Below are 16,977 nucleotides of genomic sequence, written 5' to 3' on the forward strand. Positions count from 1 at the left end.
GTGGAGCCATGGCCCCCGAGAATCCCGCGCAGCATTACTTCGTGTCCGACCCGTCCGTCGCGGAGAAACCGCGGCGGATCACCGTGGAGCTGCGGGGCCGCACCGTGGACGTGGGGACGGCCGCGGGGGTCTTCTCCCCCTCGGACCTGGACAAGGGAACCGCCGCGCTGCTGCGCAACGTGCCCGATCCGCACGGGCGGAACCTGCTCGACATCGGGTGCGGGTGGGGGCCGATCACCCTGGCCCTCGCGCTCGCTGCACCGAGTGCCACGGTCACCGCGGTGGACGTCAACGAACGCAGCCTGCGGCTGACTGCGGCAAACGCGCGGGAGCTGGGTCTCGCGGGCGTGGAGACCCATCTACCCGAGGACGTACCCGCGGATCGTACGTTCGACACCATCTGGTCCAACCCGCCGATCCGCGTGGGGAAGCAGGAACTGCACGACATCCTCATGATGTGGCTCCCCCGCCTCGCGCCCGGTGGTACGGCGTGGCTCGTGGTACAGAAGAACCTGGGTGGGGACTCACTGCAGCGCTGGCTCGCGGCCACCCTGGGTGAGGGGTATTGCGTGGACCGGGCCGCAACCGACAAGGGCTTCCGCGTCATCACTGTCCAGCGCGCCTGAGGCGCGCGGAGGCACGCATGCCGGGCCGGGAACCGGGGTCGCGTGTACGGCGTTGGAACCTATACCCCCGGGCGTTGGGTCGAAAACAGGAGCCAAGGGTGCCGCTCCGGGAGCCGGCGCGCAGCGTCGTCGTCGGACGATGCATGCAACAGGGCCGCGCGGCGAGGCCCTCCCGACTCAGCCCACCACGGCACGAACGCGACCGACTCAGACGAGCTGGGCGGTGGCCACCACGCGCACCGGACCCGCGAGGACGACATGCTCGGTGCCGTCCGGGGCGGGCACGAACGTCACGGACAGCACGCCCCCGGGGACGCGCACGAACCAGCGGTCCGGGGAGTCGGGACCGCCCCAGAACCGGGTGGCCGCCGCGGCCGCGCACGCTCCCGTGCCGCACGAGTACGTCTCGCCGACACCCCGTTCGTGGACGCGCATCTCGAGGCGACCGAACTCGGAATCGCCGTCGTCCGAGGGCACCACGAACTCCACGTTGGTCCCCTCGGGAGGGGTGGGTTCCACGACGGGCGCGGTGTGTAGGTCCAGCCCGTCCAACTTCTCGCCCTCGGACAGGGCCACGACCGTGTGGGGATTGCCCATGCTGATGGACACCCCCGGGCGCGGGACCGTGAGGCCCTCCGCATTCACGAGGCAATCCGAACCGCGCTCGCGCGCGGCGTCCCCGTCCTCGAAGCTCCACGGACCCATGTCCACGGCGTAGCCGTCGGACGTACGAACCACGGTGCGCATCCCCGCGCGCGTGCCGATGCGCAGTTGGGAACCGCGCGGGAGGCTCACGAGCCCCTCGCGCACGAGGTGGTCCACGAACACCCGCACCCCGTTACCGCACATCTGCGCCACGGAACCGTCCCCGTTGCGGTAGTCCATGAACCACTCGACGTCCGGGTGCGCTTCGGCGAGCTCGCCGGCATCGGCCACGTGCTCGGTGCGCACGGCGCGGATCAGGCCGTCACCGCCCAGCCCGAGGTGTCGATCGCACACCGCCGCGACCGTGTCCGGTGAGACGTCCAGGGTGCCGTCCCGGTCCGTGAAGACCACGAAGTCGTTTCCCGTGCCGTGCGCCTTGGTCACGCGCACGCCCGCCAGTTCCTGCCAGTTCACGCTGCCTACCGTCCCCTCGGTCGTGTCAGTCATCGCCGCCATCATACTGAGCCCGGACGACGTCCATTGCCCGTTCCGGCAGCGCGGACGGTCCCGCGGGATCGTCCGCGCGCAACCAGTGCACGCGAGGATCCGCCCGGAACCACGTGCGCTGGCGCTTCACGAACCTGCGGGTGGCGGTCACGGTCTCGTCCCGGGCGCGCTCGAGCGTACTCGTGCCGTCGAGCACCGCGAGCAACTGGGGGTACCCCAGGGCCTTCCCGGCGGTGGGGCTCTCGCGCAGCCCCCGGGCCGCGAGCGCTCGTACCTCGTCCAGCCACCCCCGCTCGAGCATGGTGTCCACGCGGCGGGCCACCCGCTCGTTGAGCACGTCCCGCTCCATGGCGAGACCGATCTGCACCGTGGGCCGCACGTACCGGCGCTCGGGCATGAACGACGTGAAGGGCCGTCCGGTCAGCCGATGCACCTCGATCGCCCGGACCAGTCTGCGGTCGTCCTTGACCGTGGCCGCTGATTCGGGATCCACGTCTGTGAGCCGCTGCAGCATGCGGGCATGCCCGTGCTCGTGCAGCTCGGCTTCGACCCGCGCTCGCAGCTGCGGATCGGTTCCGGGGAATTCGATGTGGTCGAGCACCGCGCGCACGTACAGTCCCGAGCCGCCCACGAGGACGGGCACGTTGCCGCGTTCCTCGATCTCGGCGATGACGGTGCGAGCGCGAGTCTGGAACGCGGCGACCGACGCTTCCTCGTGCAGGTCCAAGATGTCGAGCAGGTGGTGCGGCACTCCCCCGCGTTCCTCCGGGGGCAGCTTGGCGGTCCCGATGTCCATGCCCCGGTAGAACTGCAGGGCGTCCGCGTTGACGATCTCCCCGCCCACGCGCTGGGCGATCGCGATCCCGAGGTCCGACTTCCCGGTCCCCGTGGGCCCCACGACCGCCACGACCGGGCGTTGCGTCCCCCGGGTCATACCGCGCTCAGGGCTTCCGCAGCGACGGCATGCCCAGCCCCACGGCGGCGGGTTTGCCCGACGACGACGGCACACCACACGATTCCGCCTGGGCGGCCTCCCACGCGTCCCCGCCGCGGGAGCGCCGTACGCTGTACTCGTTCGCGTCCCGCGGGTCCGAGAGCAGGTGGTACGTGGCGGCCCCGGTCACCGGAACCGTGACGAAATCACCCGGGCGCGGTTGTGCGGCTCCGTCCGGGACACTGAAGTGCACGAGCCGCTGATCCGGGCCCCGCCCGCTCAGTCGGTGCGTGGCTTCCGATCTACGGCCCGATTGGGCGCTCACGAGCACCTCCGTGCGCGCGCCCACGAGCTCGCGGTTCAACTCCGCGCTGATTCGGTCCTGCAGGGCGGTCAACCGTTCGAAGCGTTCCTGCACCACGGGGGCGGGGACCTGGTTCGCCATCTCCCCGGCGGGAGTGCCCGGGCGCACCGAATACTGGAAGGTGAACGCGGAGGAGAACCGGGAGGCCTCCACGACGTCCAGGGTGTCCTGGAAGTCCTGCTCGGTCTCCCCTGGGAAGCCCACGATGATGTCGGTGGTGATCGCGGCGTGCGGGATCCGCTCACGCACCCGGTCCAGGATGCCCAGGAACTTCTTGGAACGGTACGAGCGCCGCATGTCCTTGAGGATCCGGTCCGAACCGGACTGCAGCGGCATGTGCAACTGAGGCATCACGTTGGGGGTCTCCGCCATGGCATCGATCACGTCGTCCGTGAAGGCCGCGGGGTGCGGACTCGTGAAGCGCACCCGCTCCAACCCCTGGATGTCCCCGCAGGCGCGCAGCAGTTTGGCGAACGCACCGCGGTCACCGAACTCCACGCCGTACGAGTTCACGTTCTGCCCCAGCAGGGTCACTTCCACCGCACCGGAGTCCACGAGCGCCTGGACCTCGGCGAGGATGTCCCCGGGACGGCGGTCCTTCTCCTTGCCGCGCAGCTGGGGGACGATGCAGAACGTACACGTGTTGTTGCACCCCACCGAGATGGACACCCACCCCGCGTAGGCCTGTTCCCGCTTGGTCGGCAGTGCCGACGGGAACGTCTCGAGGGCTTCCAGGATTTCCACCTGGGCCTGCTCGTTGTGCCGGGCGCGTTCCAGCAGGACCGGCAGGGACCCGATGTTGTGGGTCCCGAAGACCACGTCCACCCACGGGGCCTTATCGACGATAGTGGCGCGGTCCTTCTGGGCGAGGCAGCCGCCCACCGCGATCTGCAACCGTTCGTTGCGCCGCTTGACGGGGGCCAGCTGACCCAGCTGGCCGTACAGCTTGTTGTCCGCGTTCTCCCGGACGGCACACGTGTTGAACACGACCAGGTCCGGATCACGGTTCACCGCGGGAACGTATCCGGCGCTCTCGAGCAGTCCCGTGATGCGCTCGGAGTCGTGGGCGTTCATCTGACATCCGAGAGTGCGCACCTCGTAGGCGGGTGCATCGGTGGCGATCACGGGTTCCTGCACGGCATGGGGCATCTGAGTCACCTCACCATTTTAGGGACGGGGTCAAATTGCTGGAACTCGGCCGTCCACGGCCAAAGGGGCACCGATCAGGGCGTGTCCCACACGTGGGCGTCGTCCGGGTCCGGCCGATCGCGCCCGCCCACTGTGGACCCGCCCGCGGCGTAGTCATCTCCCGAGAAGCCGTCTCCTGGGAACCCGTCTGCGGAGAACTCGTCGCCGGCGAACTCGTCACCCGCGGACTCCTCCGATTCGAACTCCTCCGCCGAGGACTTCAGCGCGCCCAGCTCCTCCTTGACCACGGCGAACGCGAGTCCCGGCGGATACCCCTTGCGTCCGAGCATGCTCACGAGCCTGCGGATCAGCCGGTCGCGTTCCTTGCGGTCCGACGGGTCCAAGGAGGCGGGCAACTTCTTGCGCACGAGGACGTGGGCGTCCCGCAGTTCGTCGTGGTCGGAGCGCTGTTCGAGGGCCTCGTCCGCGATCTCACCCGTGATCCCGCGCTGCGCGAGTTCCCGGCGCAGAGCCGAGCGGGACAACCGGCGGGTCTCGGCGCGGGACCTGACGAACATCCCCGCGTAGGCCCGATCGTCCACGAGGTTCACTTCCTCGAACCGGTCGAGCACCTCCCGGGCGACGTCCTCGGGGACGTTGCGGTCCGCGAGTTTGTCCTCGAGCTGGCGCCGCGACTTGGCCGATGCGCTCAACTGGCGCAGGACGATCGCGCGGGCGACCTCGCGGGGATCGGCCTCCGCCTCACCCGGTGACTCCGTGGACGCGGGCGGCGCCGCCGGGCCCCAATGGGAATCGGCGGCCGGGCGGCGCCGGGAACCATAGCGTTCGGACTCAGTCATGAAGGGACGGCGTCAGCTCAGAATGCCGGAAGTTCGGTCTCGTCCTTGGCCGGTGCGAACGGGGCATCCGGATCCAGGTCCTGGGGATCGTCGCCGAACCCCTCCATGTCCTGGGAGGCCTGGTCCGGGTCCTCGCTGATCCCGAGCTTGACCAGGATCTTGCGTTCGATCTCCTGGGCGAGTTCCGGGTTGTCCTTGAGGAAGCGGCGCGAGTTCTCCTTGCCCTGGCCGAGCTGGTCCCCCTCGTAGGTGAACCACGCACCGGACTTCTTCACGATGCCGTGTTCCACGCCCATGTCGATCAGGCCGCCCTCGATGGAGATGCCCTGACCGTAGAGGATGTCGAACTCGGCCTGCTTGAAGGGCGGGGCCATCTTGTTCTTGACGATCTTGGCGCGGGTGCGGTTACCCACGGGGTTCGCACCGTCCTTGAGGGTCTCGATCCGGCGGACGTCCACGCGCACGGAGGCGTAGAACTTCAGCGCCTTACCACCCGTGGTGGTCTCCGGGGAGCCGAAGAACACGCCGATCTTCTCGCGCAGCTGGTTGATGAAGATCGCGGTGGTGTTGGTGTGGGACAACCGACCCGTGATCTTGCGCAGAGCCTGGGACATCAACCGGGCTTGCAGACCCACGTGGCTGTCGCCCATTTCGCCCTCGATCTCCGCCTTGGGCACGAGGGCCGCCACGGAGTCGATCACGATGATGTCGATGGAGCCCGAACCCACGAGCATGTCCATGATCTCGAGCGCCTGCTCACCGGTGTCCGGCTGGGACACCAGCAGGTTGTCCGTGTCCACACCGAGCTTCTCGGCGTAGACCGGGTCCAGCGCGTGCTCGGCGTCGATGAAGGCGGCGATCCCGCCGGCCTTCTGGACGCTGGCCACGGCGTGCAGGGCCACGGTGGTCTTACCCGAGGATTCCGGGCCGTAGATCTCCACGACACGGCCGCGGGGGAACCCGCCGATACCCAGTGCGACGTCCAGCGCGATGGAACCGGTGGGGATGGTCTCGATCTTGTTGGCGGGGCGATCCCCCAGCCGCATGACCGATCCCTTGCCGTAGTTCTTGTCGATCTGGGACAGGACGGTGTCCAGTGCCTTCTGACGATCGGATCCGGCCACCTGAGAGGGTGCCGGTGCGCCCTTGGACTTGGCTGCCATGTTTCACCTCGGTTCTCGGGGGCCGGGGCGGCCCTGTCGATGTCTTCACGTTCCACGGTACAAAGGGGGTCCGACAGCCATAAGCGACCGGACGGGTTGTGGAGCGCGCGTGAGCTGATTCGAATATACCTTCGAAGACGGCGTGGCGCACGCCGCCCACGGCGAACTCAGCGCCGGGGCGGTTGATCCGGACCCCACCACCGGGACTCGGGGATCTCCTGGGCGCGGCACACCGCGAACCACACCGTCTTGGGGTCCGTCCCGGACTCGAGGGCCTCCGCGGCCGTGCGCTCACCCAACTCGGTTAAAACCAGATCTCGAGCGAGAACCCGGCTGTACACCGCCCCGAATTCGTGGGACATCAGGTCCCAGAACGCACTGACTCGCATGAACGACTTCTCCTCGGTATCGACGCTGCATAGATCCGCTAACTCTCCACGCTGTGCGGACCCCACGGTGCTGCGATGAGCAACGGACCCGCCCACAGGGCGGGTCCGTTCGTTGGTCTGGTGCACCGCGGCCGGTTCGGCCGCAGCGAGCGGGGTCTGACTCAGTGCGCGCCGGCGGCGGTGCCACCGCGCAACTGACGCATCTCCCGCGTGAACTCCTCCGTGAGCTCGGACGGCACGGTGTCAGGGATGAACGTGCCCTCGGCGTAGGCGAGACGGTCCGCGACCTCGCGCAGCATCTGGGACATCGGGATGTCCAGTGCCGCACAGATGGACGCGAGCAATTCGGAGGAGGCTTCCTTCTGTCCTCGCTCCACCTCGCTCAGGTACCCCAGCGAGACGCGGGCACTGTGCGAGACCTCGCGCAGGGTCCGGCCCTGACGCTGGCGGACGTTGCGCAGCACCTCGCCTATCTCCTGACGCAGGACACCGACCTTGACATCATTGGTTTTCCCGTGAGCTTCATCGGACACACCCACGTCCTTCCAACGGACAACACCATTGACAGACACGGGTTGCTTCGTCATGTGAATTGCTTCTCCTCGTACGAATTGACGGGGCCTTCTGCATCGCTGACGACGCAGTGGTCGAGGCCTCTTGAGCCCATCGGGCTCAACCTCTGATATCCATAACGGGCTTACGTGTTCGATTGTTCCCGCTCGGCGGCCTAAAAACACTAGGCGTTGGCTGGGAATGAGATTTGAGTCGTCAATGCGTCAAGCGCGCGGCCCACGGTGGCTTGCCGGATCTCGGCCCGGTCACCGCTGAGATCCAAACGCTCCACCCGCTCCACACCCGGACCCGCGATCCCCACGAAGACGGTTCCCACGGGGTGTCCGTCGTGCGGTTCCGGCCCGGCGACCCCGGTGGTGGACACGGCCCAGTCCACGCCCAGGCGCTCGCGCGCACCGCGGGCCATGGCCACCGCGACCTGCGGGTCCACCGCGCCGCGTTCCTCGAGCAGCTCGTGGGACACACCCAGCACGCGTTCCTTGACGGCGTGCGAGTAGCTCACGACCGCTCCCTCGAAACACGCCGAGGCACCCGACACGGTCACGATCGCGGATGCGAGCGCGCCCCCGGTGAGAGATTCGGCCGTGCCCACCGTGACCCCGCGAGCGACGGCGCGGCGCACGAGCTCCGCGGCGTCGTACCCCGGCCGGTTCTCTGTCACGCCGCATCCCCGCGCACGGCCCGGTTGCGCAACTGCACGGCCTTGATCACATAGTCGATGCCCGTGATCACGGTGGCAAGCAACGCGAGCGCGGTGAGCACCCATGCGAACCACAACCACCACTGCCCCACGAAGGGGGTGAGCGGCAGCAGCAGGGCGATCAGCGCCGCGGTCTGCAGGACGGTCTTGGTCTTGCCGCCCTTGGACGCGGCCATCACGCCGTAGCGGATCACCACGAATCGCATGAGCGTGATGCCCCACTCGCGCACCAGGATCACGATCGTGACCCACCACCACAGCTCCCCGAGCATGGACAGCACCACGAACGCGGCACCCGTGAGCAGTTTGTCCGCGATGGGATCGGCGATCTTGCCGAAACTCGTGATGAGGTTGCGCGCCCGGGCGATGTCCCCGTCGAGCTTGTCCGTGAGCATCGCGAGCCCGAACGTGACCACGGCGGCCCAGCGCATGCCCATGGAGTCCTGGCCGTGGGTCCCCCCGGCCACCAGGAACCACACGAAGAACGGGACCATCACGATCCGCAGTGCCGTCAGGGCATTCGGCAGGTTCCAGTTGGAGGCGTTGGGGGCGGGCGCCCCGGGCGCCGCCGCGCCGTCGTTAACCGTCATCGTCCCGTCAACTCCCATGCATCCTCGGATTGGTCGGACCCGTCGTGGTAGTCGTGGGCCACGTTCGACAGCGACGCCGCCACGAGGTCCTCGCCGGACGCCGACGCCGCGAGCGCACCGTCTGCGGCGGCCGGTGTACTCTGCGCGGGTGGTTCCTCGCCGCGGATCAGGGCGAGGGTCGCGGCGAGGTCGTCCGGCTTGACGAGGACGTCACGTGCCTTGGACCCCTCGGACGCCCCGACCACGCCGCGTGACTCGAGCAGGTCCATGAGCCGCCCGGCCTTCGCGAAACCCACGCGCAGCTTGCGCTGGAGCATGGACGTGGACCCGAACTGCGTGGTGATGATCAGCTCGGCGGCCTGAAGCAGGACGTCGAGGTCGTCCCCGATGTCCTCGTCGATCGTCTTCTTGGGCGCTTCCTGCACGACGTCGTCGCGGTAGTGCGTGCTCATCTGCGACTTCACGTGCTCCACGACCTTGTGGATCTCCGACTCGGAGACCCACGCGCCCTGCACACGCATGGGCTTGGACGCACCCATGGGCAGGAACAGGGCGTCACCCTGGCCGATCAGCTTCTCCGCACCGGGCTGGTCCAGCACCACGCGGGAGTCGGTGACCGAGGACGTCGCGAACGCCATCCGGGACGGGACGTTGGCCTTGATCAGACCGGTCACGACGTCCACCGAGGGCCGCTGCGTGGCGAGCACGAGGTGGATGCCTGCGGCACGCGCGAGCTGGGTGATCCGCACGATCGCGTCCTCGACGTCCCGCGGGGCCACCATCATGAGATCCGCGAGCTCGTCCACGATCACCAGCAGGTACGGGTAGGGGCGGATGGTGCGCTTGGACCCGGGTTCGGGTTGCACCTTCCCGTTGCGCACGGCCTTGTTGAAGTCGTCGATGTGCTTGTACCCGAAGTGGGAGAGGTCGTCGTAGCGCGCGTCCATCTCCCGCACGACCCACTGCAGGGCCTCGGCGGCCTTCTTGGGGTTGGTGATGATCGGGGTGATCAGGTGCGGCACGCCCTCGTATGCGGTGAGTTCCACACGCTTGGGGTCCACCATGACCAGGCGCACCTCGTCCGGGGTGGAGCGCATGAGGATCGAGACGATCATGGAGTTCACGAACGAGGACTTACCCGCACCGGTAGCACCGGCCACGAGCATGTGCGGCATCTTGGCGAGGTTCGCGAGCACGAAGCCGCCCTCCACGTCCTTGCCCACGCCCATGATCATGGGGTGTTCGGACGCCCGGGCCTTCTGCGAGCGCAGCACGTCCCCCAGCGCCACGGTCTCACGATCCGTGTTGGGGATCTCGATGCCGATCGCGGACTTGCCCGGGATGGGCGAGAGGATCCGCACGTCCGCGGACGCCACCGCGTACGCGATGTTCTTGGACAGCGCCGTGACGCGCTCCACCTTGGTCCCGGAGCCCAGTTCGATCTCGTAGCGCGTGACCGTGGGCCCGCGCGAGAAGCCGGTGACCTCGGCGTCCACCTTGAACTGTTCGAGCACGCTCGTGAGCGCCCGGACCACCTGGTCGTTCGCCTCGGAGCGTTCCTTGGCGGGCGGGCCCTGCACGAGGTCCGCCACGGGCGGGAGGCTGTAGGCGACGTCGCCCTGCAGCTTGAGCTGCTCGGAGCGGGCCGGGATGGGTGTCGCGGGCGTGTGGGTGCGCGGCTGGGCGTCATCGTCCACCTTGAGGGCGGGCGCGTCCGACGCCGCCGCGGTATCCGCCGCGGGCGCGATCCCCTGCTCCTCGCGTAATTTCTGCGCGGCGCGCTGGGACTTGGTGGGACGCTTCTCGCCGGGGCGCAAGGCGGCCTCCGGGGTCGGGATCGCGTCGGTGTCCTGGACCTCGGACGCCGCGGTGGAGCCCGCCGCCTGCGCGGCGTCGCGCACGGAGGAGGACCCACCGGCAGAACCCCGGCGCGCGGAGCGCTCCGCGTGCGAGCCGACGTCGAACACGCTCGTCGATCCCGCGTCCCGTGCCTCGCGGCGGTTGGCCTCGCCCACGACAGCGCGCTCGAACGCCTCGTCACCGTCGTAGCGTTCCAGCTCGTGGCGCTGCTTGCGTCGCTCGGAGCGCCGGGAGCGCTTCTCGCGCGTGGGCCGGGTGGGATCGAGGTAGGAGCGGTCGTGCGCGGGATCGGTGACGTCGGTCGCGCGGGGCTCGTACTGGCCCGTGAGACGGCGGTAGAGCTCGCGCAGGCGCGGCCCGATCTCCCCCACGGGCGTGGCGGTCATGACGAGCACGGCCAACGCCGCGAGCAGCACGAACACCGCGAGCGCGCCCCACCGGGTGATCAGGGACGCCAACGGGTCCGCGGCCAGGAAACCCACGAAACCACCCGCGCGCCACACGGCGTCGAACCCGTCACCCAGACCGGGCGCGCCGCCCAGCAGGTGCGCGGTGCCCGCGCCGGCGACGGACAGCGCGAGCAGACCGATCGCGATGCGGTTGTTGGCCTGCGTGGCCTCGGGGTGACGGAAGACGCGGATCGCGAAGAAGAAGCAGAAGATGGGCAGCACGAGGGCCATGAACCCGAAGGTCCCGCCCACGATCGCGTGCACCCAGGACGCGGGGATCGCCACGAGCGCGAGGTCCACGCCGCGCAGGTTCCACCACTCGACCGCGGCGATCACGACGGCGAGCACGAGCCACACGAGCGCACCGCCGTCGCGGCGCTGTTCGGGAGCCATGTCCGTGCGCACGGTCCCCACGCGGCGCACCGCGGCCCCCACCACGTGTCCGGCGCCGGACCACGCGTTGACCACCCCGTGCAGGGCGGTGGAACCGGCCGAGGGCCCCGTGGATCCGGAGCGTGCAGACGTGGACCGTGCGGGGGCCTTCTTGCCGTTCTTAGGGGAACGCGCGGAACTCGAGGACCTGCCGGAGGCCTTCGAGGAGCGCGCGGGGGAAGTTCGAGACGCCATGCCCCCAGGGTACCCGGACGCGCAGCGGCCCGCCCGGAGTCGGATCCAGGCGGGCCGCTGCTCAGTGCGGTGGTTCGGGGCGTCAGGCCTCGACGACCACGGGCACGATCATGGGCTTGCGCCGCAGCTTGCGGGAGACCCACGAGCCCACGGTGCGCCGCACGATCTGCTGCAACTGGTGGGTCGTGTGGTTTTTGCCGCTCTCGCCGAGCGCGTCCTCGAGGGCCGCGGAGATCCGGGGGCGGATCTCGTTGAACACGGTGTCCTCCTCGGCCACGCCGCGCGCGTGGATGTCCGGGCCGGAGACGATCTTGCCGGTGTCCCGGTTGACCACGGTGATCACGGAGATGAAGCCCTCCTCACCGAGGGTCATGCGGTCCTTGAGGTCCGCGTCCGTGATCTCACCCACGGAGGAGCCGTCCACGTAGATGAACCCGCATTCCACCTGCCCGGTGATTTTGGCCGCGCCGGAATGCATGTCCACCACGGTGCCGTTCTCCGCGAGCAGCACGTGGTCCGCGGGGACGCCGGTTTCCTGGGCCAGGTTGCCGTTGGCGATCAGGTGCCGGATCTCGCCGTGGACCGGCATGACGTACTCGGGTTCCACGATGTTGTAGCAGTACAGCAACTCGCCCGCCCCGGCGTGACCCGAGACATGGACCTTGGCGTTTCCCTTGTGCACCACGTCCGCGCCCAGGCGCATGAGCCCGTTGATCACGCGGAACACGGAGTTCTCGTTGCCCGGGATCAGTGAGGACGCCAGGATCACGGTGTCCCCGGCGTTGACCTGGACCTTGTGGTCCCCGTTGGCCATGCGGGACAGCGCGGCCATGGGCTCACCCTGGGAACCGGTGCACATGATGACGATCTGGTCGTCCCGGTAGTCGCCCACCTTCTTCTGGTCCACGAGCACGTTGGGCGGCACGTCCAGGTACCCGAGCTTCTCGGCGATCGCCATGTTGCGGATCATGGATCGGCCCATCAGGACGACCTTGCGACCACTGGCCACGGCGGCGTCGAGCACCTGCTGCACGCGGTGGACGTGGGAGGAGAACGACGCCACGATCACGCGCTGCTTGGCGCGGGCGACCACGTCTGCGAGCACGGGACCGATGGCCTTCTCGGACGCGATGAACCCGGGAACCTCGGCGTTGGTGGAGTCCGTGAGGAACAGGTCCACACCCTCCTCGCCCAGGCGGGCGAAGTGACGCAGGTCCGTGATCCGCCCGTCCAGGGGCAGCTGGTCCATCTTGAAGTCACCGGTGTGCAGCACGGTCCCGGCCTTGGTGCGCAGGAACACTGCCAGGGCGTCCGGGATGGAGTGGTTCACGGCCACGAATTCGCACTCGAACTCACCGAGGCGCTCCACCTGGCCCTCGCGCACGGCCATGGTGAAGGGCTTGATCCGGTGCTCCTGCAGCTTGGCCTCGATCAACGCGAGCGTGAGCTGCGAGCCCAGGATGGGGATGTCCGGGCGGCGCTTGAGCAGGTACGGGACCGCGCCGATGTGGTCCTCGTGCCCGTGGGTGAGCACGATCGCGACGATGTCGTCGAGGCGCTCACGGATGTGGTTGATGTCCGGCAGGATCAGGTCCACGCCGGGCTGGGTTTCCTCGGGGAACAGGACACCGCAGTCGACCACGAGCAGCTGCCCGTTGATCTCGAACACGGTCATGTTCCGACCGACCTCGCCCAGACCGCCCAGGGGGATGACTCGCAGGGTGTCCTTCGCGAGTGCCGACGGTTCGGAGAGGTCGGTGGTGTTCCAATGGGTCATGAGACCCCTTTCATCTCAGGTGGTCAGCGTGTCGGCGATGACCGACGTGCTCAGGTCCGAGCGGATCTGCTCCAGCTCGGCCTGTGTGGGTGTCACGTGCGGCAAGCGCACCGTGTTGTTCGGCAGGCGGCCCTGCCAATGAAGAATGGTCTTCGCGGCCACGGCCCCGGGGATCCGGGTCATGGTGGCACGCACGAGCGGCAACAACTCCTCATTGAGCCGCTGCGCGGTCTCGAGGTCCCCCGCCAGGGAGGCGTCCACGAGTTGGCGGTAGCGCGGGGTGTCGATGTGGGTGGTCACACCCACGAGCCCGGACGCGCCGAGCGCGATCCACGGGAGGGTGAGACCGTCGTCGCCGGAGTAGAAGAGCAGGTCCGTCTCGGCCATGACCCGGGCGGCGGCCATGAAGTCCGCCTTGGCGTCCTTGACGGCCACGATGTTCGGGTGGGAGGCCAGAGAGATCATGGTCTCGGGCTCGATCGGGATCCCCGAGCGCCCGGGGATGTCGTACACCATGACGGGCGTGTCCACGGAGTCCGCAAGCGAACGGAAGTGCGCCTCGACCCCCGCCTGGCTGGGCTTGTTGTAGTACGGGGTGACGATCAGCAGGCCGTCCATCCCGATCTTCTGCGCCTCGAGGCACAGGAAGCGAGAGTGCTCGGTGTCGTTCGAACCGGTCCCCGCGAGCAGCGGCACGCGCCCGCCCACGGCATCCTTGACGGCACGGAAGACCGAAAGGTTCTCCTGGTCGGCCATGGTGGAGTACTCACCGGTGGTGCCGCACACCACCAGACCGTCACAACCGTCGTCCACGAGTTGCTCGGCGAGGCGACCCGTGGCCTCGAGATCCACCGAGCCGTCGTCGTGGAAGACCGTGACCATGGCAGTGAGCAGGGACCCGAACATGGGCGCGGACCGCTGCGTCCGCGCAGGTGCGCTGTCGTGTGTCATATCCACAGGTTACCGCCCAGAGCGGGCGAGCACCGTTTCCGGATCCGTCCCCCGATGTAGGGCTATGGCGGTGCGCATGGACCTGCGGGCCCGCCGGCCGTCGCCGCTCGCGGAGTACGCGAGGCTCAGTCGGTACCACCCGCCCCAGTCTGCGGGGAACGCCTCGACCTCGCGGCGCACGACGTCGAAGTGCTCGTCCGCGGCGGCCCGCACGTACCGTCCGGACGGGGTCCTCGGCAGATCGTCCGCGGGAAGCTCACCGCGCGCGGCGAGTTCCCGGCCGAGGCGTTCTGTGCGGGCGCCGAAGACGATCTCGCGCACCATGGCCCACGTGCCCACCGCGGGGATCACGAGCATGGCCACGCCCAGCAGGGTGGGCAGCCAGCCCCCCGTGCCGAGCAACAGGACCGCCCGGTGGAGGGCCAAGGCGAGGTACAGGGCCAGCAGCCCGATCATGAGCGCGGCCAGGATACGACCCTTCGCACCCACCTCGAGCACGGTGAACACCGCGGCGAACGCGAGCATGGCGACGAGCCAGATCTTGGAGCCCACGGAGATCGGCAGGATAAGCACCGTGATCACGAGCAGCACGATCACGGCCGTGGCCCACCAGCGCAGACCGGAGAAGGAACGGGCGCGGCTCACAGCCCCAGGTCCATGTAGCCGTCCAAGCCGTGGGTCAGCCCCGGGTGCTTCGCGACCGAGCGCACGCCCAACAGCACACCCGTCATGAAGGACACGCGGTCGAAGGAATCGTGGCGCACGGTCAGCTGCTCCCCCGTGTTGCCCAGCAGGGTCTCCTGGTGGGCCACGAGCCCGCGTAACCGCACCGAGTGCACGTGCACACCGTCCAGGTCCGCACCGCGTGCGCCGTGCGGATCGGATTCCGTGGCATCCGGCGACGGCGCCACACCGGCCCGTTCGCGCGCGGCGGCCACGAGCGCGGCGGTTCGCGCCGCGGTACCGGACGGGGCGTCGAGCTTCTGGGGGTGGTGCAGCTCCACGATCTCCACGGACTCGAAGAACGCCGCGGCCATCTCGGAGAACTTCATGGCGAGCACCGCACCCACCGCGAAATTGGGGGCGATCAGCACACCCGTGTCCGGGGAATCGGCGAGCCACGACTCGAGCTCGGCCAGAGTGGCGTCGTCCCAGCCCGTGGTCCCCACGACCGCGTGGATACCGTGTTCCACGGCGAAGCGCACGTTCTCCCGCGTGGCGCTCGGGACCGTTAGGTCCACGACCACCTGGGCGCCGGAGCTCACGATCTCCTGCAGGTCGTCACCGCGACCGAGGGCCGCGACGAGTTCCATGTCCGAGGCGTCCGTGATGGCCTTCACTGCCTCGGAGCCCATGCGTCCGTTGCGGCCCAGTACGGCCACCTTGATCTGCTCGTTCATTTGATCCCGTCTCATTCCTGGTTCTGCTCGACGTGCGGCCCCACCACGGTGCGCACCGTGGCGTCCGCGGACAATTGCGCGGCCAGTGCCTGCACGTCCTCGGACGTCACGGCGCGGATGCGCCGCAGGGACTCGTCCACGTCCATGAAGATGCCCGTCTTCAGTTCCGCGGACCCCAGCCGGGACATCCGTGACCCTGTGTCCTCGAGGGCGAGGACCGTGGCACCGCTGAGTTGGCCCTCGACCTTCGCGAGTTCTGCCGCATCCATCCCGTCCTGGGCGAGCCGGTCCAGCTCGGCGCGCATGAGCTCGCTGACCTGGTCCACGCGCTCGCCCGTGCACCCCGCGTACATCCCGAAGAACCCGGCGTCCGAGTAGGAGCCCGAGAAGGAGAACGTGGAGTACGCGAGCCCCTTCTGCTCCCGGATGGTGTGGAACAACCGCGAGGACATCCCGCCACCCAGGGCGGCGTTGAGCACGGTCATCGCGAAGCGACGCTCGTCCCCCGACTGCAGTCCGGCGCCGCCCAGCACCACGTGGGCCTGCTCGACCGGGCGCTCGAACGTGTGGGTCCCCACCAGGGGCGTCAGCTGCGCCGGCGAGGAGTCCCGCCGGGCACCGGCGTGACCGGTCGCGTCCGGGTCCCAGCCCGCGCGGGCCAGGGACTCGCGCACGAGTTCCACGACGCGGTCGTGGTCGAGGCCCCCGGCCACCGTGACCACGAGGTTCTCGGGGCGGTAGGAGCCGCGGTAGTGCTGCCACACCGCGTCACGGGTCACGGAGCGGATCTCCTCGGGGGTGCCCGCGATGGGCCGCGCGAGCGCGGACCCGTGGAGCACCTCGGCGTTGAACTGTTCGAACGCGAAGTCCGTGGGATCGTCCCGGTCCATGGCGATCTCCTCGAGGATCACACCGCGTTCGCGGTCGAACTCCTCGGGGTCCAGGACGGCACCGGTGAACATGTCCGCGAGCACGTCCACCGCCATGGGCAACTGCTCGGAGAGCACCCGTGCGTGGTAGCACGTGTGTTCGTGGGCCGTGAACGCGTTGGACTCCCCGCCCACGCGGTCGAAGGCCTCCGCGATCTCGAGCGAACTGCGCCGGGAGGTGCCCTTGAACAGCAGGTGCTCCAGGAAGTGCGTGGAACCGAGCATGCCCGGGGCCTCGTCACGCGAGCCCAGGCTCACCCAGAACCCCACGGACACCGAACGCTGCCCGGGCATCTTCTCGGTGAGCACCCTGGTCCCGCACGGCAGGACGGTGCGCATGATCACGGCGCCCTCGGCGTCGTCGTGCACCACGTGGGTGAAGCCCGGCGCCTGCGCCGTGGCCGAATAGGCCCGAAGGCGGGCGGCCCCGCCGGAGACGTGCTCCGCGGGATCGCCCGCCCTCAGGGGAAGGTGAACAACTGTCATCTAGTAACGAACACCCTCT

General features: G+C 68.9%; 16 protein-coding genes. 1 reads left to right on the forward strand and 15 read right to left on the reverse strand.

Features of this window, described 5'->3' with window-relative positions; genetic code table 11:
- Nucleotides 1-8: 8 nt before the first annotated feature.
- The gene (locus tag A5728_RS04765) at nucleotides 9-626 is read left to right on the forward strand and encodes a class I SAM-dependent methyltransferase (RefSeq protein ID WP_064845948.1); all 618 of its coding nucleotides are present in this window, start codon (nucleotides 9-11) and stop codon (nucleotides 624-626) included.
- Nucleotides 627-833: 207 nt separating this feature from the next.
- Here the strand turns inward: A5728_RS04765 and dapF are convergent, their stop codons facing one another.
- The 15 genes from dapF to A5728_RS04840 all read right to left on the reverse strand — a co-directional run bounded on the left by dapF (nucleotide 834) and on the right by A5728_RS04840 (nucleotide 16,958).
- The gene (gene dapF / locus A5728_RS04770) at nucleotides 834-1,778 is read right to left on the reverse strand and encodes a diaminopimelate epimerase (protein ID WP_064845989.1); all 945 of its coding nucleotides are present in this window, start codon (nucleotides 1,776-1,778) and stop codon (nucleotides 834-836) included.
- Complete coding sequence (gene miaA / locus A5728_RS04775; protein ID WP_064845949.1) at nucleotides 1,771-2,712, reverse strand: tRNA (adenosine(37)-N6)-dimethylallyltransferase MiaA; 942 nt, start codon at nucleotides 2,710-2,712, stop codon at nucleotides 1,771-1,773. The genes dapF and miaA overlap by 8 nt, the downstream gene beginning before the upstream one ends.
- A 7-nt stretch (nucleotides 2,713-2,719) precedes the next feature.
- The gene (gene miaB / locus A5728_RS04780) at nucleotides 2,720-4,225 is read right to left on the reverse strand and encodes a tRNA (N6-isopentenyl adenosine(37)-C2)-methylthiotransferase MiaB (RefSeq protein ID WP_064845950.1); all 1,506 of its coding nucleotides are present in this window, start codon (nucleotides 4,223-4,225) and stop codon (nucleotides 2,720-2,722) included.
- Nucleotides 4,226-4,299: 74 nt separating this feature from the next.
- Nucleotides 4,300-5,064, reverse strand: a complete 765-nt coding sequence (locus A5728_RS13460; protein ID WP_082943242.1) for a regulatory protein RecX — start codon at nucleotides 5,062-5,064, stop codon at nucleotides 4,300-4,302.
- A 17-nt stretch (nucleotides 5,065-5,081) separates the two neighbouring features.
- Nucleotides 5,082-6,227 (reverse strand): recombinase RecA, encoded by a 1,146-nt coding sequence (gene recA / locus A5728_RS04790; protein ID WP_064845951.1) that lies wholly within the window; start codon nucleotides 6,225-6,227, stop codon nucleotides 5,082-5,084.
- A gap of 167 nt (nucleotides 6,228-6,394) precedes the next feature.
- On the reverse strand, nucleotides 6,395-6,616 hold the full coding sequence (locus A5728_RS04795) for a DUF3046 domain-containing protein (RefSeq protein WP_064845952.1): 222 nt from the start codon (nucleotides 6,614-6,616) through the stop codon (nucleotides 6,395-6,397).
- 161 nt (nucleotides 6,617-6,777) lie between these two features.
- Entirely contained in the window at nucleotides 6,778-7,203 is a 426-nt protein-coding gene (locus A5728_RS04800; protein WP_064845953.1) for a helix-turn-helix domain-containing protein, read from the reverse strand.
- A gap of 149 nt (nucleotides 7,204-7,352) precedes the next feature.
- Nucleotides 7,353-7,850 (reverse strand): CinA family protein, encoded by a 498-nt coding sequence (locus tag A5728_RS04805; RefSeq protein ID WP_064845954.1) that lies wholly within the window; start codon nucleotides 7,848-7,850, stop codon nucleotides 7,353-7,355.
- Nucleotides 7,847-8,479, reverse strand: a complete 633-nt coding sequence (pgsA, locus tag A5728_RS04810; RefSeq protein WP_064845955.1) for a CDP-diacylglycerol--glycerol-3-phosphate 3-phosphatidyltransferase — start codon at nucleotides 8,477-8,479, stop codon at nucleotides 7,847-7,849. Before pgsA ends, A5728_RS04805 begins: the two co-directional genes overlap by 4 nt.
- Entirely contained in the window at nucleotides 8,476-11,415 is a 2,940-nt protein-coding gene (locus A5728_RS04815) for a DNA translocase FtsK (RefSeq protein ID WP_064845956.1), read from the reverse strand. Before A5728_RS04815 ends, pgsA begins: the two co-directional genes overlap by 4 nt.
- 82 nt (nucleotides 11,416-11,497) lie before the next feature.
- The gene (locus tag A5728_RS04820; RefSeq protein WP_064845957.1) at nucleotides 11,498-13,192 is read right to left on the reverse strand and encodes a ribonuclease J; all 1,695 of its coding nucleotides are present in this window, start codon (nucleotides 13,190-13,192) and stop codon (nucleotides 11,498-11,500) included.
- A gap of 15 nt (nucleotides 13,193-13,207) precedes the next feature.
- Nucleotides 13,208-14,143 (reverse strand): 4-hydroxy-tetrahydrodipicolinate synthase, encoded by a 936-nt coding sequence (dapA, locus tag A5728_RS04825; RefSeq protein ID WP_064845958.1) that lies wholly within the window; start codon nucleotides 14,141-14,143, stop codon nucleotides 13,208-13,210.
- A gap of 9 nt (nucleotides 14,144-14,152) precedes the next feature.
- The gene (locus tag A5728_RS04830; RefSeq protein WP_064845959.1) at nucleotides 14,153-14,788 is read right to left on the reverse strand and encodes a hypothetical protein; all 636 of its coding nucleotides are present in this window, start codon (nucleotides 14,786-14,788) and stop codon (nucleotides 14,153-14,155) included.
- Nucleotides 14,785-15,543: a 4-hydroxy-tetrahydrodipicolinate reductase gene (dapB, locus tag A5728_RS04835; protein WP_064845960.1), complete on the reverse strand. Its 759-nt coding sequence runs from the start codon at nucleotides 15,541-15,543 to the stop codon at nucleotides 14,785-14,787. Before dapB ends, A5728_RS04830 begins: the two co-directional genes overlap by 4 nt.
- An 11-nt stretch (nucleotides 15,544-15,554) precedes the next feature.
- Nucleotides 15,555-16,958, reverse strand: a complete 1,404-nt coding sequence (locus A5728_RS04840) for a pitrilysin family protein (RefSeq protein ID WP_082943244.1) — start codon at nucleotides 16,956-16,958, stop codon at nucleotides 15,555-15,557.
- Between the last annotated feature and the right edge of the window lie 19 nt (nucleotides 16,959-16,977).

Source organism: Kocuria sp. ICS0012 (assembly GCF_001665945.1).
GTDB lineage: Bacteria > Actinomycetota > Actinomycetes > Actinomycetales > Micrococcaceae > Kocuria > Kocuria marina.

What these genes read in the sequence shown, in the direction of transcription:
- A5728_RS04765 (WP_064845948.1), top strand. Translation starts at nt 9, where the DNA reads ATGGCCCCCGAGAATCCCGCGCAGCATTACTTCGTGTCCGACCCGTCC.
- dapF (WP_064845989.1), bottom strand. Translation starts at nt 1,778, where the DNA reads ATGACTGACACGACCGAGGGGACGGTAGGCAGCGTGAACTGGCAGGAA.
- miaA (WP_064845949.1), bottom strand. Translation starts at nt 2,712, where the DNA reads ATGACCCGGGGGACGCAACGCCCGGTCGTGGCGGTCGTGGGGCCCACG.
- miaB (WP_064845950.1), bottom strand. Translation starts at nt 4,225, where the DNA reads ATGCCCCATGCCGTGCAGGAACCCGTGATCGCCACCGATGCACCCGCC.
- A5728_RS13460 (WP_082943242.1), bottom strand. Translation starts at nt 5,064, where the DNA reads ATGACTGAGTCCGAACGCTATGGTTCCCGGCGCCGCCCGGCCGCCGAT.
- recA (WP_064845951.1), bottom strand. Translation starts at nt 6,227, where the DNA reads ATGGCAGCCAAGTCCAAGGGCGCACCGGCACCCTCTCAGGTGGCCGGA.
- A5728_RS04795 (WP_064845952.1), bottom strand. Translation starts at nt 6,616, where the DNA reads ATGCGAGTCAGTGCGTTCTGGGACCTGATGTCCCACGAATTCGGGGCG.
- A5728_RS04800 (WP_064845953.1), bottom strand. Translation starts at nt 7,203, where the DNA reads ATGACGAAGCAACCCGTGTCTGTCAATGGTGTTGTCCGTTGGAAGGAC.
- pgsA (WP_064845955.1), bottom strand. Translation starts at nt 8,479, where the DNA reads ATGACGGTTAACGACGGCGCGGCGGCGCCCGGGGCGCCCGCCCCCAAC.
- A5728_RS04815 (WP_064845956.1), bottom strand. Translation starts at nt 11,415, where the DNA reads ATGGCGTCTCGAACTTCCCCCGCGCGCTCCTCGAAGGCCTCCGGCAGG.
- A5728_RS04820 (WP_064845957.1), bottom strand. Translation starts at nt 13,192, where the DNA reads ATGACCCATTGGAACACCACCGACCTCTCCGAACCGTCGGCACTCGCG.
- dapA (WP_064845958.1), bottom strand. Translation starts at nt 14,143, where the DNA reads ATGACACACGACAGCGCACCTGCGCGGACGCAGCGGTCCGCGCCCATG.
- dapB (WP_064845960.1), bottom strand. Translation starts at nt 15,543, where the DNA reads ATGAACGAGCAGATCAAGGTGGCCGTACTGGGCCGCAACGGACGCATG.
- A5728_RS04840 (WP_082943244.1), bottom strand. Translation starts at nt 16,958, where the DNA reads ATGACAGTTGTTCACCTTCCCCTGAGGGCGGGCGATCCCGCGGAGCAC.